The organism is Paenarthrobacter sp. 10N417 (assembly GCF_056394745.1).
The window spans coordinates 161,718-178,271 of the sequence record NZ_JBFTIL010000008.1 but is presented as its reverse complement, the minus strand read 5'-3'; the positions used below and the strand labels follow the sequence as shown (position 1 = coordinate 178,271).

The 16,554-nt window shown below is 62.6% G+C and carries 14 protein-coding genes; 5 read left to right on the top strand and 9 right to left on the bottom strand.

Annotated features, from left to right (window positions below; genetic code table 11):
* Nucleotides 1-86 precede the first annotated feature (86 nt).
* Nucleotides 87-488, bottom strand: a complete 402-nt coding sequence (locus AC1DCM_RS12770) for a CBU_0592 family membrane protein (RefSeq protein WP_477518488.1) — start codon at nucleotides 486-488, stop codon at nucleotides 87-89.
* 482 nt (nucleotides 489-970) lie between these two features.
* Here AC1DCM_RS12770 and AC1DCM_RS12765 point away from each other — a divergent pair, with 482 nt between their 5' ends.
* The 3 genes from AC1DCM_RS12765 (at nucleotide 971) to AC1DCM_RS12755 (ending at nucleotide 4,121) form a co-directional block, all read left to right on the top strand.
* Nucleotides 971-2,149, top strand: coding sequence for an alcohol dehydrogenase family protein (locus tag AC1DCM_RS12765; protein WP_477518487.1), 1,179 nt, complete (start codon nucleotides 971-973; stop codon nucleotides 2,147-2,149).
* Nucleotides 2,150-2,151: 2 nt separating this feature from the next.
* Nucleotides 2,152-3,276, top strand: coding sequence for a mandelate racemase/muconate lactonizing enzyme family protein (locus AC1DCM_RS12760; RefSeq protein ID WP_477518486.1), 1,125 nt, complete (start codon nucleotides 2,152-2,154; stop codon nucleotides 3,274-3,276).
* 125 nt (nucleotides 3,277-3,401) lie between these two features.
* Nucleotides 3,402-4,121: a GntR family transcriptional regulator gene (locus tag AC1DCM_RS12755; protein WP_477518485.1), complete on the top strand. Its 720-nt coding sequence runs from the start codon at nucleotides 3,402-3,404 to the stop codon at nucleotides 4,119-4,121.
* An 83-nt stretch (nucleotides 4,122-4,204) separates the two neighbouring features.
* On the opposite strand, the gene AC1DCM_RS12750 is transcribed toward AC1DCM_RS12755, so the two are convergent.
* The 5 genes from AC1DCM_RS12750 to AC1DCM_RS12730 all read right to left on the bottom strand — a co-directional run bounded on the left by AC1DCM_RS12750 (nucleotide 4,205) and on the right by AC1DCM_RS12730 (nucleotide 10,185).
* A complete protein-coding gene (locus AC1DCM_RS12750; RefSeq protein ID WP_477518484.1) occupies nucleotides 4,205-5,149 on the bottom strand; it encodes a DUF4862 family protein in 945 nt (314 codons plus the stop codon).
* Nucleotides 5,150-5,183: 34 nt separating this feature from the next.
* A complete protein-coding gene (locus AC1DCM_RS12745) occupies nucleotides 5,184-6,380 on the bottom strand; it encodes an enolase C-terminal domain-like protein (RefSeq protein ID WP_477518483.1) in 1,197 nt (398 codons plus the stop codon).
* A 70-nt stretch (nucleotides 6,381-6,450) separates the two neighbouring features.
* Nucleotides 6,451-7,878, bottom strand: coding sequence for an NAD-dependent succinate-semialdehyde dehydrogenase (locus tag AC1DCM_RS12740; RefSeq protein ID WP_477518482.1), 1,428 nt, complete (start codon nucleotides 7,876-7,878; stop codon nucleotides 6,451-6,453).
* A complete protein-coding gene (locus AC1DCM_RS12735) occupies nucleotides 7,875-9,143 on the bottom strand; it encodes an iron-containing alcohol dehydrogenase (RefSeq protein WP_477518481.1) in 1,269 nt (422 codons plus the stop codon). The genes AC1DCM_RS12740 and AC1DCM_RS12735 overlap by 4 nt, the downstream gene beginning before the upstream one ends.
* Complete coding sequence (locus tag AC1DCM_RS12730; RefSeq protein ID WP_477518480.1) at nucleotides 9,136-10,185, bottom strand: Ldh family oxidoreductase; 1,050 nt, start codon at nucleotides 10,183-10,185, stop codon at nucleotides 9,136-9,138. Before AC1DCM_RS12730 ends, AC1DCM_RS12735 begins: the two co-directional genes overlap by 8 nt.
* 55 nt (nucleotides 10,186-10,240) lie before the next feature.
* Here AC1DCM_RS12730 and AC1DCM_RS12725 point away from each other — a divergent pair, with 55 nt between their 5' ends.
* Together AC1DCM_RS12725 and AC1DCM_RS12720 are read left to right on the top strand one after the other, a co-directional pair.
* Nucleotides 10,241-11,032 (top strand): IclR family transcriptional regulator, encoded by a 792-nt coding sequence (locus AC1DCM_RS12725; protein ID WP_477518479.1) that lies wholly within the window; start codon nucleotides 10,241-10,243, stop codon nucleotides 11,030-11,032.
* A 175-nt stretch (nucleotides 11,033-11,207) separates the two neighbouring features.
* On the top strand, nucleotides 11,208-12,599 hold the full coding sequence (locus AC1DCM_RS12720) for an MFS transporter (protein ID WP_477518478.1): 1,392 nt from the start codon (nucleotides 11,208-11,210) through the stop codon (nucleotides 12,597-12,599).
* Nucleotides 12,600-12,993: 394 nt separating this feature from the next.
* Here the strand turns inward: AC1DCM_RS12720 and AC1DCM_RS12715 are convergent, their stop codons facing one another.
* The 3 genes from AC1DCM_RS12715 to AC1DCM_RS12705 all read right to left on the bottom strand — a co-directional run bounded on the left by AC1DCM_RS12715 (nucleotide 12,994) and on the right by AC1DCM_RS12705 (nucleotide 16,265).
* Complete coding sequence (locus AC1DCM_RS12715) at nucleotides 12,994-13,209, bottom strand: hypothetical protein (RefSeq protein ID WP_477518477.1); 216 nt, start codon at nucleotides 13,207-13,209, stop codon at nucleotides 12,994-12,996.
* A gap of 1,146 nt (nucleotides 13,210-14,355) precedes the next feature.
* Complete coding sequence (locus AC1DCM_RS12710) at nucleotides 14,356-14,700, bottom strand: carboxymuconolactone decarboxylase family protein (protein ID WP_477518476.1); 345 nt, start codon at nucleotides 14,698-14,700, stop codon at nucleotides 14,356-14,358.
* Nucleotides 14,701-14,912: 212 nt separating this feature from the next.
* Entirely contained in the window at nucleotides 14,913-16,265 is a 1,353-nt protein-coding gene (locus AC1DCM_RS12705) for an MFS transporter (RefSeq protein WP_477518475.1), read from the bottom strand.
* Between the last annotated feature and the right edge of the window lie 289 nt (nucleotides 16,266-16,554).

The following is a 16,554-nucleotide window of genomic DNA, read 5'->3' as shown; positions in this document are numbered from 1 at the left end:
TTCGTATGCGTTCTTACGGGATCGCTGGCTTCGGGTGCGGACGCTGAGAGAGCGCGCGCCGGCAGGGCCGCGGTCAACAAGGCACCTCAGCCGGCCTGACCGCCGTTGTGCATTCGGTGGGCTGGCGATGCACCTCCACCGCCACCACGAACGGAACCGGTGAGGACTTCAACAACAGCGATCTGGCCGGTGGTGTCCGGGACGCCGGGGAATTGAACCTGCGGCTCCTCAGCCGGCACCACCGGCTGGGGAGCCGCAGAGCGCATGCGGTAAAGGGCGATGGCGGAGATCAGGAACCAGGCCACGTTGGTCACCACGGAAGGCCACGCCTCGTGGACGGTGCCGTTGATGATAAAAGCGACGGCGCCGAACAGGTTTGCGGTCTGGAAGCCTTTGCCGGCCTTCAGCCAGCCCATGGAAACGGCGAGGTAGGCACTGAGGATCGCAACCGCGCCGGCCCAGCCAGCGATTTCCCACAGCAGTTCCATGGTGTCCTTTCAGGGGTGATGCCCGAGGTGCAGTGGCAGGGCAGGGTGTGGATGGTGGCTCTGGAAGCTATTTTCGCAAGAAAGTACGGCGTAGAACCTTGCCTTCGGCGATGACCCCCATTGTGACATCTACGAACGCTTCGTTCAATAAATGAACGTTGATGCGATCGCGATTTACGCTCGTCCACCTACTCCAGCCTTCGCTGACGTGCCGGCACGCCTCCTGTTCTAAGCGGCGACCAAGCCTCCATGGGCCTGCCGCACCGCCGCCAGAAGCGGCGTCGTTACCAAAGAGGGCGGAAAGGGCTCTGCGGCTATGCAGTGGCGCTCCCCAGTCCTGGCCCTATAGCCGGGACGGCCCGCAAACGGTTTACCGTTGACAATTGAAGGGAGCAGCCCATATGGTGAACGTCACGTTCACTTTTGAGCTTCAAGAGTGTGCCTTCCACCGAGATATATGCAGACACGAACGAGGAAGTTCAATGAGTACGAGTCACGAAGAAGGCCTGGACATTGTGCCGGCACGCACGGAAACATTGCCCGGGACTATGGCGGCCGTGCTGCTCACTGGCCACGGAGGTCTGGAGAGGCTCGAGTACCGTACGGACGTTACCCTGCCCAGACCCGCTGAAGGTGAGGTCCTCATTCATGTCGCCGCAGCCGCGATCAACAACACCGACATCAACACCAGGATCGGCTGGTACTCAAAAGCCGTCGACTCCGGAACCAATGCCGGCGGCGCGTCGGGGTTCACCGACATCACCGACTCCGACGCCACGTGGTCCGGTGGGGCCCTGACCTTCCCTCGGGTCCAGGGTGCCGACGTCACCGGACGCATTGCCGCCGTCGGCCCCGGCGTGCCGGACCAACGCATCGGGGAGCGTGTTCTCGTCCGGAACATGCTGCGGACGTACGTTGGATACCGCCCCTATGAATGCTGGACGCTCGGCAGCGAATGCGACGGTGGATTCGCCCAGTTCGTTGTTGCCCCGGCCCGCGAAACCTACAAGGTGAACTCCGACTGGAACGATGCCGACCTGGCCGCCATCCCCTGTGCCTACTCCACGGCAGAAAACATGTTGCACCGCGCTGGCGTCGGAGCCGAACGCGTACTCATCACCGGAGCATCTGGCGGAGTGGGCCTCGCTGCCGTCCAGCTCGCCAAACGCCGCGGTGCCACGGTGAGCGCCGTGTGCTCCGCTGAAAAGGCCGGCCAAGTCCGGGCCGAAGGCGCCGACTGCACCATCGACCGCGGAACCGACCTCGTGGCCGAACTCGGACGGAACTCCTTCGACGTTGTCCTTGACATCGTCGGCGGCAGCGAGGCCGGGCAACTGCTTGAACTGCTGCGCCCCGGCGGCCGTTACGCCATCGCCGGCGCGATCTCCGGCCCCCTGGCCCAGATCGACCTGCGCACCATCTACCTCAAGGACCTGAACCTGCTCGGCTGCACGTTTCAGGACGACGAGGTCTTTGAAAACCTCATTACCTACATCGAAGCCAACGAAATCCACCCTGTGGTCTCCAAGACCTATCCCCTGGCCGAGATCGCCCAGGCACAGGAAGACTTCCTATCCAAGAAGCACACGGGCAAGCTCGTCCTTCTCCCGCCGGCGGTCCACGCCGTGAACCCGGCTAACCTTAACGAGACGGAACTCTGAGAATGAAAATCGAACGCATTGAACTTTTCCAGGTGGACCTGCCCTACTCGGGAGGCATTTACCACCTGTCCGGAGGCCGTACCTACGAATCCTTCGATGCCTCCATCGTGAAGATCACCACGGACGACGGAGCCACAGGGTGGGGCGAGAGTACGCCGTTCGGCGCCACCTACATAGCCGCCCAAGCCCTGGGCACACGGGCCGGCATTGCTGAACTCGCACCTGCGCTGCTGGGCCGGGACCCCCGCCGGGTAGACCGGAACTATGATCTGATGGACGCCACCTTGATGGGCCACAACCATGCAAAAACTCCGCTGGACATCGCGTGCTGGGACATCTTCGGAAAGTCGGTGGGCCTGCCGGTCTACGAATTGCTGGGCGGGGGCACGGGGACGCCAATGGCCATGATCTCCTCCATTCATTCTGGGGATCCTGAGGAGATGCGGCATCGTGTGGCCGACCACCGCGCCCGCGGCTACCGCGGCCACTCCATCAAGATCGGCACCCCTGACAGCGAAGGCGGACCCTCTCTCGATGCCGAGCGCATCACCGCCTGTCTTGCCGACCGGCAGCCAGGCGAATTCTTCCTCGTCGACGCCAATGGCGGCATGACGCCGGAATCCGCCCTGCGGATGCTGGCTTTGCTTCCCTCCGGTCTCGACTTCGTTATCGAAGCCCCCTGCGCCACCTGGCGGGAAACCATGTCACTCCGGCAACGGTGCCGATACCCCATCATCCTGGACGAACTCGCCCAACAGGACAGCGACATCGCGTGGGCGGTCGCCCATGACGTGGCAGACGGTTTCGGGCTAAAAATTTCCAAGGCCGGCGGACTCACCCCCGGAAGGCGCCAGCGCGACATCGCCCGCGCGGCCGGGCTGACAGTCAGCGTCCAGGACACCGTTGGATCGGCCATCGCCTTCGCCGCGATCACCCAGCTCGGCGCCACAGTTCCCGAAAAGCTGCTCCGCTGCGTCCTCAACTGCGACGACATGGTCACCCTCAAAACCGCGGAATTCAATGTCATCCACCGCGACGGCGGAATCCTCCCCCCACAGGCCCCCGGACTCGGCATCGAAGTCAACCAGGAAGCACTCGGGGACCCCGTAGCGACCTGGGGTAACTAGGAAACAGCAACGACGGCCAGCAATCGCCTACTCGACTCCAAGCGTGCGGTCGTAGCGGTTACGGTAAACGGAGGACCGTCTACCGTAGCCGCTACACTGATTTCGGCATCACGAGAGGTGGAAACATGGTTGAAGTGCGTCGCGTCACGAGGGCTGAAGCGCTTGGCGAGCAGGTCGTGACCGCACTGCGGGCCGACATCCTGACTGGCGACCTTCCATCCGGCGGCCTGCTCGTCGAGGCCTCGCTCGCAGAAACTTTTGGAGTTAGCCGGGGACCTGTCCGGGAAGCCTTGCGCACGCTATCCAGCGAAGGCCTGATCGCACCTTCCGGCAGGAGCTATCGGGTTATAGGTTTGGACGAGAAGGACCTCCGCGACCTCTTCGCACTGCGCGAACTGCTCGAAGTGGCAGCCGCACAGCAATGCGCCATCATAGACCCCGAAGGTTTCCACCGGACAGCTGAGGCTGCCCTGGAAGAAATGCGGAAGGCAGTCGAAGCTGGCGACACCGAGGCCTTCGCCCGTGCCGACGTAGCCTTTCACTCAGCTTTCTTCGGCTCATGCGGCAACCGTCGACTCTTGGCGGTATGGGAGCAGCACGTCCCAACCTTCGCGGAGTTGTTCCGCCTGACGACGGCTTTGGACGAGCCCTTGTCGCGGTCAGTGGAATGGCACCAACAGATGCTCGACATTGTCCGCGCCGGAGACCCAGACTCCATCGCAGCCGAAGTTCACAAGCTCGTCGTAGGAGGCGAGGAACAAATCGTGGCCGCTCGGTGGCAACTGCTCGAACAACGGCACGCTTCGGCAATCGGATCAGAAGGGCGACGAAGCCACGTTATCTGAGCGTTCGACAGGCGTATTCAGAGATCGCCAGGGTGGGGCACACCCCAAACTGACGTTGGCAGGCAATGCTCGATTCGATCTGCTCAGGCCTGCGTTGAGACGGAAACGTCGGTCACGGCTGCGAGCATGGAAAGGCCGAGCTGGAGCCGGTCCAGGCCCTGGGAATTGGCGGGTGCACCTACTTTGATGCCCCGGAAGGAGAGGCTTTCCGGGAGCTGCACTGCTACCGCCCCCAGTCCGTCGGCGGTGAGTAGTGATGCCGGTTCGTCTGTGGCTAGGCCGAGGTGCACGTCCTCCCATGTGGTGCTGCGGTTGGTGGCGGTTGGTCCCGCTCCGGAGAAGGTGAAGGCGCCGAGAGATGTCCCGAGTGTGGCGATGTGCTCTCCGGGGGTGGTGGCGCTGCGTCCTTCGATGGCTGATCTGCCCCAATTGAGCATGTGACGGATTCGCCGCGCCCCTAGGTCCATGACTGACTGCACAGCAGCTATTTCGTCTTCAAGGGCGAGATAGCCTTTCTGCGGTGTCTGGCCTGGAATGAGCGCGTCCGAGTGTTCTACGAGCAGTTCGATGTTGCCCCAATCCCAACCTGCGATCTGTTGAAGGGAATCGGTGAAGGCCTCGGGGCTGGAGCGCTCTGCTCGTGGAGCAGACTGGAGGGCGAATGCGCGCACCGACAGCGGCCCTAATTGTCCCTTCAGCCGCCGCGTTTCTTCCTGGGCGGAAGCGACATCTTCGAGGGCACGTTGGCGGCCAGCATGATCGGCCGACGCCAGTCCGTAGTGCGGGTCGGATATGGCGGATATGAGGGTCAGGGGCATTGCACTGATGGTGTTGGACCAGTCGGGGTCAAGTAGGACCCCCAGCCGGTCCAGCCCCTGTGGGTGTAGGCCTCCCTGGAGGAGAGGTAGTTCCAGACCGTCGATGCGCTCCTCTGCCCGGAGGGCTTTGTACCAAAGGTCTTCGGCCGCGGTGTCCTCTGTGAGCCCGATGGGCGCTGCGTTGTAGGCGGAATAGATGATGCTTGTCATCGTGGCCTTTCGCAAAGGTCCATGGTTGCGCTGCTCATCCCGCCGCGAAGACGTCGCGGGATTCTTTGACGCGGTCCTGGGCGAATTCGATGCCGAAGCCGGGACGCGTCGGCAGGGCGAAGGATCCGTCGACCGGTATCGGGGTGTCTTCTTCGAAGTAGTGCCTTTCGGGCATGTGGTGGAAGAGGTATTCGACGCGGGGGCAGGTTTCCGGTGATTGGCTTGCTACGACGTGGAGGGCTGCGTGGATTCCGTGGCCGTGCGGGATGACGTGGACGCCGAATGTTTCTGCCAGAGAGCACATTTTGACCAGGTCTGTCACGCCTCCGCACCATTCCGGGTCGACTTGCAGGACGCTGAGGAGTCCGCGCTGAAGGAAGGGAAGGATGTCGTGGCGGTCGTAGAGGTGTTCGCCAGTGGCAAGTGGGATTGAGGTGGCGGCGCGCAGTTGGGCGAATGACTCGATGGCGCCGGTGGGGAAAGGTTCCTCGAGCCAGTCGGGGTGGAGGTGTTCGACGCGGGAGGCCCATCGGCGGGCGTAGGTGGGGTCCCAACTCATGAAGGCGTCGAACATGAGCTCGGCCCGGTACCCGACGGTTGCACGTGTACGTTTCACGAGGGCCACGTTGCGTTCAAGTCCTTCTGCCCCTTGGGCGGGGCCGTCGGCGAAGAACCACTTCTGGGCAGTGTAGCCCTCGTCGAGGAGCCGGGCGGCCGTTTCTTCGACTTCGCCTTCCCCGTGGAACGTTCCGAGGGTGCTGGCGTAAGCGGGGATGCGAGTGCGGCCGGATCCGCCGAGCAGCTGCCACACAGGTACTCCAAGAAGGCGGCCCCGAAGGTCCCACAAGGCGTTGTCGATGGCGCTGATGGCGATCTTACGGTTGCCATGCCGGGAATGCCGGTTTGCTCGTTGGAGCATGTCCCAGACGAAATTGTTAGCGAGGGCATCGAGGCCAAGGATGGACGCCGCCATGCCCTCCTGCAGGGGTGCGACGGCTTCCTGGTCAATGGGACCGTAGCGGCCAGTGACACCTGAGGTGGTGGCAATCTCGAGGTAGAGCGAGGCCTTGCGGCGGGGATCCGTGGGGGCCGGCCATCCCTCAGCAGGATGGTACTGGGTGTAGACGCTGATGGGTCGTGACTGCGGCGGGAATCCGCGGTCCTTCGTCTCTGCTGGGAGCAGGGCCGACAGCTCGATCATCCGGACCGAGGAAATTTTTGCATGGATCATGAAAAGGCCTTTCAAATCTGGTCAGAAGCAGAATTTCTTGAATTCGATTCTGCACGGCGTTTGCTTGCAGCTACAGGTCGATTCCGATGTATTTTTCTTCGAGGAATTCCAGGATTCCTTCGGAGCTGCCTTCCCTGCCGAGTCCGCTTTGCTTCATTCCGCCGAAGGGGGCGGCGGGATCACTGAGGACGGCACGGTTGACGGCGACCATGCCTGCGTCGATGCGCTGTGCCACAGCTAATGCCGGTGCCTGTTCGCCGTACACGTAGGCGATCAGTCCGTAAATGGTGTCGTTGGCCATCCGCACGGCGTCGTCGACGTCGTCGTATTCGATAACGGACGTGACTGGTCCGAAGATTTCTGTCTGGGTGATCTCACTGTCGTGGGTTACACCGGTAAGCACGGTGGGGGCGTAGAACGCTCCCTGTTCGGATGATTCGCCTCCGGTCAGTATCGTCGCGCCGGCCTTGATGGCACCAGCGACCAGTTCGGCGACTTTGTCGCGTTCGTTGACGGAGACCAGGGCTCCCAGTTGGTTTGCTTTATCCGATCCAGGGCCTACCCGCCAGGTGGCGAGTTCGGTGGCCATACGTTCGGCGAATTCCGTGGCCAGTGAAGAGTGGACGTAGAAGCGGTTGGCCGCGGTACAGGCCGAGCCGCCGTTGCGCATCTTGGCGATCAGGGCCCCTTCGACGGCAGCTTTCAGGTCTGCGCCGGGGAGGATCACGAAGGGCGCGTTGCCGCCCAGTTCCATGGACGCGCTCACCACGTTGTCGGCGGCCTCATGCAGCAGGACTCGGCCGACCTCGGTGGATCCGGTGAAGCTGACCTTGCGGACATCGGGGTGGTGGAGCATTCGGGCAACGGCGGGACCGGTCGGGACGGGCGTGACGAGGTTGACGACTCCGTCCGGGACGCCAGCGCGGCGGAGGGCGTCGACGACGAACGCCGCGGTGAGTGGTGTTTCCCGGGCTGGCTTGAGGATCACGGTGCAGCCGGCGGCGAGAGCCGGTGCGATTTTGCGGGTTGCCATGGCGGCCGGAAAGTTCCATGGGGTGATGAGGAGGGCGACGCCGATGGGCTGGTGTGTGACGACGATGTGCTTGTCGCCGCTGGGTGAGAGCCGGAAGTCGCCGCGGACGCGGACCGCTTCCTCGGCGAACCAGCGAAAAAACTCGATCGCATACGAGGCCTCCCCCAGGGCGTCGGCGTAGGCCTTGCCGTTTTCGAGCACGATCGTTTCGGCCAACTGTTCCTTTTCCTCGGTCAGGATCTCGAAGGCGCGCCGGAGAATCTCGCCACGTACCCTGGGCGCCGTGGCAGACCAGGCGGGCAGCGCCGCGGCCGCGGCGTCGACCGCGGCGTCACAGTCGGTTTCATCTGCAATGGCGAAGGAGGCAAGCTCGGCACCGGTGGCAGGGTCCAGAACGGGGAATCTGTTACCGGTAGACCCGGGTGTCCAACGGCCATCAATAAAGAGGTCTGATTTGTGGTTCACTTGCTCGTTTCGCTTTCATTCGAGGCGGTGGCTGGAAGGGGTTTGAGTTCGGTGCGGTCGCCGCTGAACGCGGCCCGGACGATCCGGTGGAGGTTCTCCTCCGTAGGGTCAATGACAGAGTTGGTGACGAGCCGCCGCACCGTCAGGGACAGCTCCACAACTCGGGGAAGGTCTGGTTCGTTGACGCCGATGGCGGCAAGGTCCACGGGGAGGCCGATGTCCGCCATGATGGCGGCGACTTCGTCAATCGCGTTCTGTGCCGATGCTTCGATGCCGGTTCCGGCGACGCCGAGGGCACCGGCGACGCCGGCAAGTCGGCGGGCATCCGTGGGCAGCAGCGCCTGCATGACATAGGGCAGCAGCATGCCCGTACCCAGCCCGTGCGGGGTGTGAGTCAGGGCGCCCACCGGGTACTGGACAGCGTGGGACAGGTGGGTGCCTGCGGCGCCGAATGCCATGCCGGCCAGCAGGCTTGCATATGCCATGCGTGAGCGGGCTTCAAAATCTTCGCCGTCCCTGACCGCGTCGCGAAGGGAAAGCCCGATCAGCCTGATCGCTTCCAGGGCAAGGGTTGAACTGAGCAAGTTCTCTCCCACGAAGACCGGCAATTGACTGCCCCACTCCGGTGAGTGGTTGTTGGCGGTGTAGGCCTCGATGGCGTGGACCAGTGCGTCCGCGCCGGCACTGGCCGTGACTGCTGCAGGGGCACCGACCATGAGCCCGGGGTCCACCACAGCGGCCCGGGGAATCAGATAGGGGCTGGAGATACCGACCTTCAGTTCACGGTCGGGATCGGCTAGTACCGCGACGGGGGTGACCTCGCTGCCGGTGCCCGACGTCGTGGGTACGGCAACGAGCGGAGTCACCGGTCCGGGGACCTGGTTTTCACCGTAGAACCTGTTGAGCGGGGTTCCGTGGGCCAGGCCCAGGGCGATGAGCTTGGCCAGGTCGAGGGCGCTGCCGCCACCGAACCCAACAATGACCTGTGGGTTCGTGGCCTTGGCCCGTTCGATCGCGTCTTCGACCACGGTGACCGGAAGTTCGGGGACGACCTGCGTGTCGACCGTGACCGTCACGTTCAGGGCTTCGAGTTCGGTCAGCAACGTTGTGAACGCCTCGGTCGTGGACAGGAACGGGTCGCAGACCACCAGGGCCCGGTGGCCCAGCGCTGCGACGGTTCGGGCGATACTTGCTCGGCTGCCGTCGCCGAAGACGATGGAATCGGGCAGCCTCAGCAGGCCGAATGAACCGGCAATGTCAGTCATGGGAAAGTCCTTCCGCGTATTTGAGGGCGAGTGCCCATACTTCGTCGTCAATCGGCACCCCGGTTGTGGCGCGTCCTTCACGGGTGCGCCGTGCCCGGTCCCCGGGAACATCTGCCGGGCCGGAAACTCCGCTGTCCCTTACGTGGTCCAAATAGTCGGTCAACGCCGGGAGCATGCCCATCAGGCCGAGCCGTTCCAGGCTCACGCTGATCAGGAGGTCGCCCTTCGTGGCAGGGAACTGGGTGTCCAGCGTTCCAACCACATTGGTGCCGAACGCCGTGGCCGTCACGGTGCCCACCAGTGCTTCGAGCGCGATCCCCAAGGCATATCCCTTGGGTCCGCCAAAGGGCGAGAGCGCCCCTTGGACTGCTGCGGGGGCATCGGTGGTTGGCCGGCCCAGGGCATCCACTGCCCAACCCGGCTGGAGCGGCCTGCCTGTGGCTGCGTAATCAATGATTTTCCCCATTGACACGGACGCTGTTGACATGTCGAGCACGAGCGGTTCACGAGTGGTCGGGACCCCGATGCCAATGGGGTTGGTGCCGACGCTCGCTCCCCTGCCGCCCCATGCGTGCACGAGTGCTTCGCTGGTGGTCAGGAGCACCGCCACCTGCCCCAGGCGGGCGATCGACTCCACGTAGGGTGCCAGCATCCCGATGTGGCTCGAGTTCGAAATAGCAGCCATCGCTATCCCTGTTTCTTCGGTTCTGGCGACGACTTCATCGATGGCCCGGTAGGCGACGACCGGCCCGAACCCCCGGTTCCCGTCAACCCGCAGGACGCTGGGAGCCACCCACTCAAGGTGGGGCTCCGCATTGGCGACGATGAGACCGCGGCGCATCCGTTCGATCAGGACGGCCAACCGGCGGATGCCGTGGGAGGCGTGTCCGCGCAATTCACCTTCGACCAGGTTTTCGGCCTGCACGTCGGCGTTGGGCCTCGAAGCCCCGTTGGCCGTCAGAGCATCGCTGATGACCTTCCGGAGATCGCCGCTCGGTACGACAATTGCTTCGGAGGCGCTTTCCTTGGCGCTTGTTTTCACAGATCCCTCCTCTGTATAACTCCTAAGATCATCCACACAGGAAAGGCGGCCTCCCATGCCCCGTCCCGCAGAGCAGGACGCCGGTTCCGCGTCGTCGCTGTCGCGCGGCCTCGCGCTGCTCGATTTGTTCACCGCACCGGACCAGGTGCTCAGCATCAGTGAAATAGCCCGCCGGTCCGGCGTTCCCAAGTCCACGACGCACCGGTTGATCCTGGACCTGATCAGTTGGGGAGCCCTGGAACGCGGCGCCAACGGTGTCAGCCTTGGCGTACGGCTTTTCGAGCTCGGATCCTTGGTTCCCTCATCCAGCACCTTGAGGGACCTCGCGCTCCCGTTTGCGCACAACCTCAATGAAGTCACGAAGCTCACCAGCAATATCGCCATCCGTGAGGGCAATGAGGTGCTCTACATCGAAAAAATCACCACCAGGACGCTGAAAGTTCCGCACTCCCGCGTCGGCGGACGCGCCAGGATGCACGCCACTGCGTTGGGGAAGGCGATCCTTGCCTTCAGCGATCCCGAATTTGTTGATTCTGTCCTGGGCGGCCCGCTGCTGCAGCAGACCGAGAAAACGGTCACGGATCCCGCGGAGTTGCGCAGGGAACTGGCCCGGGTGCGCGCAGAGCGAGTGGCTTACGACGTGGAAGAATCCCGCTTGGGGCTCTTTTGCGTCAGCGCCCCGGTCTTCAACGGCCAAGGCGGCCCCGTCGCAGGAGCCATTTCAGTCACCGGCGCCACCGAACTGGCCATCGCCAAACGGTACGCGCCCGCCGTACTGGCCACGGCAATGGCCCTCAGCAGTGCAATCGGAACCGCCAAACGGCCCCGACGCTCAACTGTTGCCTGACATTCAGCTCTTCAGGTAGCGGAACGTCCCAGCGAAACCGGGCTATCCGGCCCGGATACCGGGACGCCTGCATGAATCGTCCCGCTATCCGGGATGCGAGCTCCCGTCGGGTGCGGGAAGAGCGTATCCAGTTACTTACCGGCCCTTTTGTGGGCCACGACACAAAGGAGTGACCGTGACTGACATACGCAGTACGGCGACCGGCGCCCAAGCGTCGCTGCTATCGGACTTTTCGGCCGCCGAGAAACGCGCCACCATCCGCAAAGTCACCTTGCGTCTGGTGCCAATCCTCGCCGTAGCCTACTTTTTCAACTCACTGGAAAAGACCAACATCGGCCTTGCCGCGTTGCAGATGAACCAGGCGCTGGGACTGACCACTGCCGCCTTCGGACTCGCATCAGGACTGCTGTTCGTCGGCTATGCCGTCTTCGAAGTCCCCAGTAACCTCATCCAGTACAAGGTGGGTGCCCGCAAGTGGCTGGCCCGCATCATGATCACTTGGGGCGCGGTGGCGGCAGCGACCGGTTTCGTCAACAGCGAAGCAAGCCTCTATATCCTCCGCATTCTCCTGGGCGTCGCCGAAGCCGGGTTCTACCCCGGGGTCATCCTGTACTTCACGCTCTGGGTGCCCAAGGAATACCGGGGAACAATGCTGTCCCTGTTTGTCCTGGGGGGCACGCTCTCTGGTATCTTCGGTTCCCCCCTTACGGGGCTGCTGCTCACGCCGGATCACTACTTCGGCCTTGAATCCTGGCGGGCGATGTTTGTCATTGAAGGTGTTCCGGCCATGCTCGTGGGCGTGCTATGCCTCTTCAAGCTGGTGGACCGGCCGGCCGATGCCACGTGGTTGACCACCCGGGAACGGGACTGGCTCGAAGGCTCGATCGCGGCAGAACACGCGCTCGTCGAAGCCGGCCACTCCGCCAGGGGTGTCTTCCGGTCCATAGGCGACATCCGCGTCCTCATGCTCTCTTTCATCTACTTCTGCCTGAAATTCGGCCAGTACGCCCTCGCGTTCTTCCTCCCGCTCATGGTTGTCGCATTCCAAACCCAAGCCGGCATCAAGATGACCACCTTCCAGGTAAGCCTGATGGTCGCAATCCCGGCCGTAGCAGCCGTCGTACCAGCAATCCTTTGGGCACGCCACTCAGACAAGTCCGGTGAACGCTACTGGCACGCCACCGTCCCCGCCATCGTGGGCGCCGTCGGAATCTGCGCCTCCGCAGCGTTCCACCAGCCCATCCTGATCATGATCTCGATCTGCGTAGCCACCATCGGGTTGACCGCCCAGAGCGCGCCGTTCTACCAGATCCCCGGATACTTCCTCACCGGCGCGGCCGCCGCCACCGCTTTCGGCCTGATCAACTCACTCGGCAACCTCGGCGGATTCGTCGCCCCCACCGTGTTCGGTGCACTGAAAGACGCCACAGGCGACTACACACTGCCCAGCTACCTCATGGGCGGAATCCTGATCCTCGCCGCCATCCTCACCGCAACCCTCCCACGGATGTTCAAAAGCCTGAACCCCCGCCAGCATGCCGACCGGCCCCTCGTGGCGTCGAACTAGACCGCATATTGGTAGGGCAGCGAGGCAGAGGTCGGTATTGTCCGATCGCAGCAGCCGTGGGCACGGGTTCGGCATATCGAGACCGCCTACCGATCCCGCCCCAATGAGATGAGCCCAGTCCACTAGCCTCAAGCAGTGCTCCGTCATCTCGGCCAAGTCGGGTCCCAGAAATCGTCGGGCATGCTGCGACAGGAAATGATGGCAACCAGTGGACCGTAGGGTGGGGGTTTCCAGCAGAGGGACCCCCACCCCAAGCGCGTATGTGATGCGGCGTAGGGCTCCTGTGAAGTACGACCGAGGCTGCACGGAGTGCGGCCACTTCCGGTCCCGTGCCGCCTGGTTCCACGGCAATGGTCTGGACCCCTCGGGTGAAGGATGCATTTTCAATGAGTGTCTACACCTCATTGATATAGCGTTTCCTAGTGGCCGCGAAGCCGGGTCCTGTACGTTCGATCCAGTCAAGGTCCGGGATATTGGCAACGCCCAGCAACACAGTGGCGATGCTTCGGACTGAGGGGCTGATCAGCCGTTCTGCCTCGGGCACGCCCTCAACCAACTCAGCGAGCACGCGCCCGTAGACAGCTGCTTCGTCACCTGACTTTTTGATCACCAAATAACATGGCCAACTGCTGATCGTTCATTACCTGCCGGACTATTCCCCGGGGCGGACCGACGGTGTCAAGGCATCCGCGGGACCCGCACCAGCACCCAATTCCATCGGGCTTGACGACGATCGCGTTGGCCCCTCCGGACCAAAAAGTGCCAGGAGCAACCGAATTCGTGTCGTTCTCGGTGAGAACCGCCAAACTTATGAGGGCCTCCAGTTCCCGGGCCGTGTTGGAGGTCTCCCACATCTGCGCCGTCTCAGGGTTCGCGCCCCACCCCAAGGTGCCACGCCGCCGTCCACTATAGGCGACACCGCAGGGACGCACCCATCCGACCTGGATGGCTTGCACCCTGATTCCAGCTCCCACCCAGCAAGGGATCCGAATTGATTCCTCGAAAGAAACATCTGAACTGCTGGTCACAGGGAACGGTGCCCGATCCAGCACATGCGCTAGTGATGCCCCCATGTTCAGGCATGAAGCCTTCCAAAAAGTCAAGCTTTGTCAACACCAGAGGAAGAAACAGGCCCTTGACCTGCGGAAACACTGTGCCCGAAGTGGGACTCGAACTGCATTCCCTCTCTTGTAAACATAGGGACACCCCCCCGAAACATGCGGAATCCGGCCCAGTCCGGACCAGTACGACCGTGTCCGAAGCCCAAAGTGTGCACAATTTGGGCACCCCCTTTTGCCCACTTACCTGCCTCCTCTCGCCCTCCCCGGGCAGCTGGCTCGCTACGACAACGACAGCCCCGAAGGGTGACTTCACTAAGGCAACACACCAGGATGAGCCACCTTAGGCCAGAACGACAAAACGCCCATTATCGGCCTTTTAAAAGTTGACGGGGGAGTTCCCAAAGCGCTGTATTTTCCCCGGTTCGGCGTCCTCAGCGTCGACCCCATCGGACGCTTCTGACGACCTGTGGGCCCGCAGCTTACTGGTTCTACCTGATGACGGTTCGGCAGGCTCACAGGAGGCGGCGATGTCCCGATAAGGGTCGAGCCGATGGAGTCGGGACGCCCCCTTGACAGAACGGTTGCGACGACCATCGTCTGGTCGCTCTCATCGGGCAGAGCGATCGGATCCAGACAGACGTCGCCGGCGAACTAGGCCGGCGGGTTATTTGTGGTCGGCACGGTGGGGTCAATATTCATGGTTGTCCTTGCTTGTCGTCAGCGAAGAGTTGCTTGGCGACGCCCATGGCGGACATCCCTTTGGGCCAGCCGGCGTAGAGCGTGACATGGGTGATGGCCTCGATGAGCTCTTCCTGGGTCACGCCATTTTCGATAGCGCGGCCGAGGTGGAAACCCAGTTGGCCTGTGTTCCCGCCGGAAGTGAGCACAGCCACGGTGATGAGGCTGCGGTCGCGTGCGCTCAGTTCGGTCCGGTTCCAAACGTCCTCGAAGAGCATGTCGTCAGTGAGTTCGGCAAGTTTTGGGGCAAAGTCCCCCAGCATCGCACGCCCGCCGCCGACCTGCTTGGGCTGGTTACTCATGCCATTCCTTCTTTCAGTGATGTTGGTTAGTGTCGTTACCGCCGACCCCGGATACACACCCCAAATCGTCCGCCGGAACGGCTCGACGAGAAACAGTAGTGGAACGCTCCTGACAGAGGCCGGGTGGTAGTCCTATGCCAAAAAGGTAGACCGCAGCCAGCCCCATTCATGCCCAGGACTGGCTGCGGATTGGTGGCTATGGGCCCGCCAAGCTAGGCCTTGACGTCAACCCAATCGAGATCGGAATTCCGCGTCTCACGAAGCGCCAAAGTGCAGGCAAGGGCGGCAACGGTGAGTCCAAACAGAAGCAGACCGACCGCGTGTACCCCGTATGCCGCTGCCAGCGCAGTGGCAATGATGGGGACAATTGCACCACCGATTACGGTTCCGAACGCATAGGAGATGCCAGCGCCGGTGTAGCGGTACCGGGTATGGAAGAGCTCCGGGATGAACGAGCCCATGGGCCCGTAGTTGATCCCACAGATCAGAAAAAGGGTCCACGTTACGAGCGCGAACACAGTCACCGTCGCGCCATCGAGGATCGAAAACAGAACAAGGCTCAGCAGTGCGCCAGACACGTGCGCAATGAGCAAGACCGGCCGCCGGCCGATTCGATCAGCGAGGACGGCACCGATGACGCACCCAATGGAGAGCATAATGCCGCTGACGACTCCGACCTGCAGAATTTCGGTTCGGGACAGCTTAAGAGTAGTGACGGCGTAAACCGTGATGAAGGTGGCGCTGGCCATACTGAGGCAGTGGGTCGTCAGGCCCACACCGCTAGCCAGCAGAACCTCACGTGGCTGACGCTTCAGACAGTCGATGAATGGCATCTTGACGACGCCGCTGCGCGCCTGCTGCGATTTGAACACGGGGGTTTCTTCCACTTTCAGGCGGATCCAGAGCCCGACGGCGATCAGTACAAAGCTCGCGAGGAAGGGCAAACGCCAGCCCCATTCACGGAAGGCGACGTCACTCATTCCGTATCCGGTCAGAAGGAAAGCGCCATTGCCTACGGTGACAGCAAGGGTCCCGCCAAGCAGGCCGAACATCGCCCAGAATCCACGCTTGCCCTTCGGAGCGTGTTCTGTGACGAAGAGCATCGCCCCTGCCCACTCCCCGCCTGCTGCCAGTCCCTGAATCAACCTAATTGATACCAGGGCAATTGGCGCCCAGACACCGATCTGCTCTGCCGTGGGCATGGCGCCGACGAAGATGGTCGCGATGCCCATCATCAGCAACGTCATCACTAGAGTCTTTTTGCGCCCTAGCCGGTCACCGAAGTGACCGAAAAGAACGCTGCCGACCGGGCGTGCGACGAAAGCGACGCCGTAAGTCGCGAACGATGCAATGACTCCCGCTGCGGGCCCTAGTGCGGAGAAAAAGAGTTGTGGGAACACTAGCGCCGCAGCGGTTCCATAGATCGAGAAGTCGTATATCTCGATCAGAGAACCCGAGAAGCTGGCGAACGCCGCACGGGCTTTCATTCTGACGGAGGAGCCGGACTCATCCGGCGGTTGGACAGTGACCGTGCCTGCAGTCGACGGGTAGTCGTGTTGATTCATTACTAAGTCCCTTCAAGCGGGGCGCACCTGTGGCGCCCCGGGGTCAGCCTCGCAACGGTGCGACGCAACGTAAGCTCATCTTTGAGTTGCCAAACACGTGGAGTGTTCGTGATCACGCATCTCCGTACGGTAAACGGAACAAGCGGGACGCGTCAATAGTTGCGGCTACCCGCCCCAACTGCCTTGGTCATATAGAGGGAGCCGGCGGACTCGCGACGGTTCGACGTGATCTTGCAGGGACGCTCGTCGATCGCGGGCTTCCCTCGCCCGCTGCGATTGTGGAAACCCC

Excerpts from the sequence above, each read along its gene's own strand:
- AC1DCM_RS12735 (WP_477518481.1), bottom strand. The coding sequence starts at position 9,143 with ATGACTGACATTGCCGGTTCATTCGGCCTGCTGAGGCTGCCCGATTCC.
- AC1DCM_RS12770 (WP_477518488.1), bottom strand. The coding sequence starts at position 488 with ATGGAACTGCTGTGGGAAATCGCTGGCTGGGCCGGCGCGGTTGCGATC.
- AC1DCM_RS12710 (WP_477518476.1), bottom strand. The coding sequence starts at position 14,700 with ATGAGTAACCAGCCCAAGCAGGTCGGCGGCGGGCGTGCGATGCTGGGG.
- AC1DCM_RS12765 (WP_477518487.1), top strand. The coding sequence starts at position 971 with ATGAGTACGAGTCACGAAGAAGGCCTGGACATTGTGCCGGCACGCACG.
- AC1DCM_RS12705 (WP_477518475.1), bottom strand. The coding sequence starts at position 16,265 with ATGAATCAACACGACTACCCGTCGACTGCAGGCACGGTCACTGTCCAA.
- AC1DCM_RS12760 (WP_477518486.1), top strand. The coding sequence starts at position 2,152 with ATGAAAATCGAACGCATTGAACTTTTCCAGGTGGACCTGCCCTACTCG.
- AC1DCM_RS12755 (WP_477518485.1), top strand. The coding sequence starts at position 3,402 with ATGGTTGAAGTGCGTCGCGTCACGAGGGCTGAAGCGCTTGGCGAGCAG.
- AC1DCM_RS12725 (WP_477518479.1), top strand. The coding sequence starts at position 10,241 with ATGCCCCGTCCCGCAGAGCAGGACGCCGGTTCCGCGTCGTCGCTGTCG.
- AC1DCM_RS12750 (WP_477518484.1), bottom strand. The coding sequence starts at position 5,149 with ATGACAAGCATCATCTATTCCGCCTACAACGCAGCGCCCATCGGGCTC.
- AC1DCM_RS12745 (WP_477518483.1), bottom strand. The coding sequence starts at position 6,380 with ATGATCCATGCAAAAATTTCCTCGGTCCGGATGATCGAGCTGTCGGCC.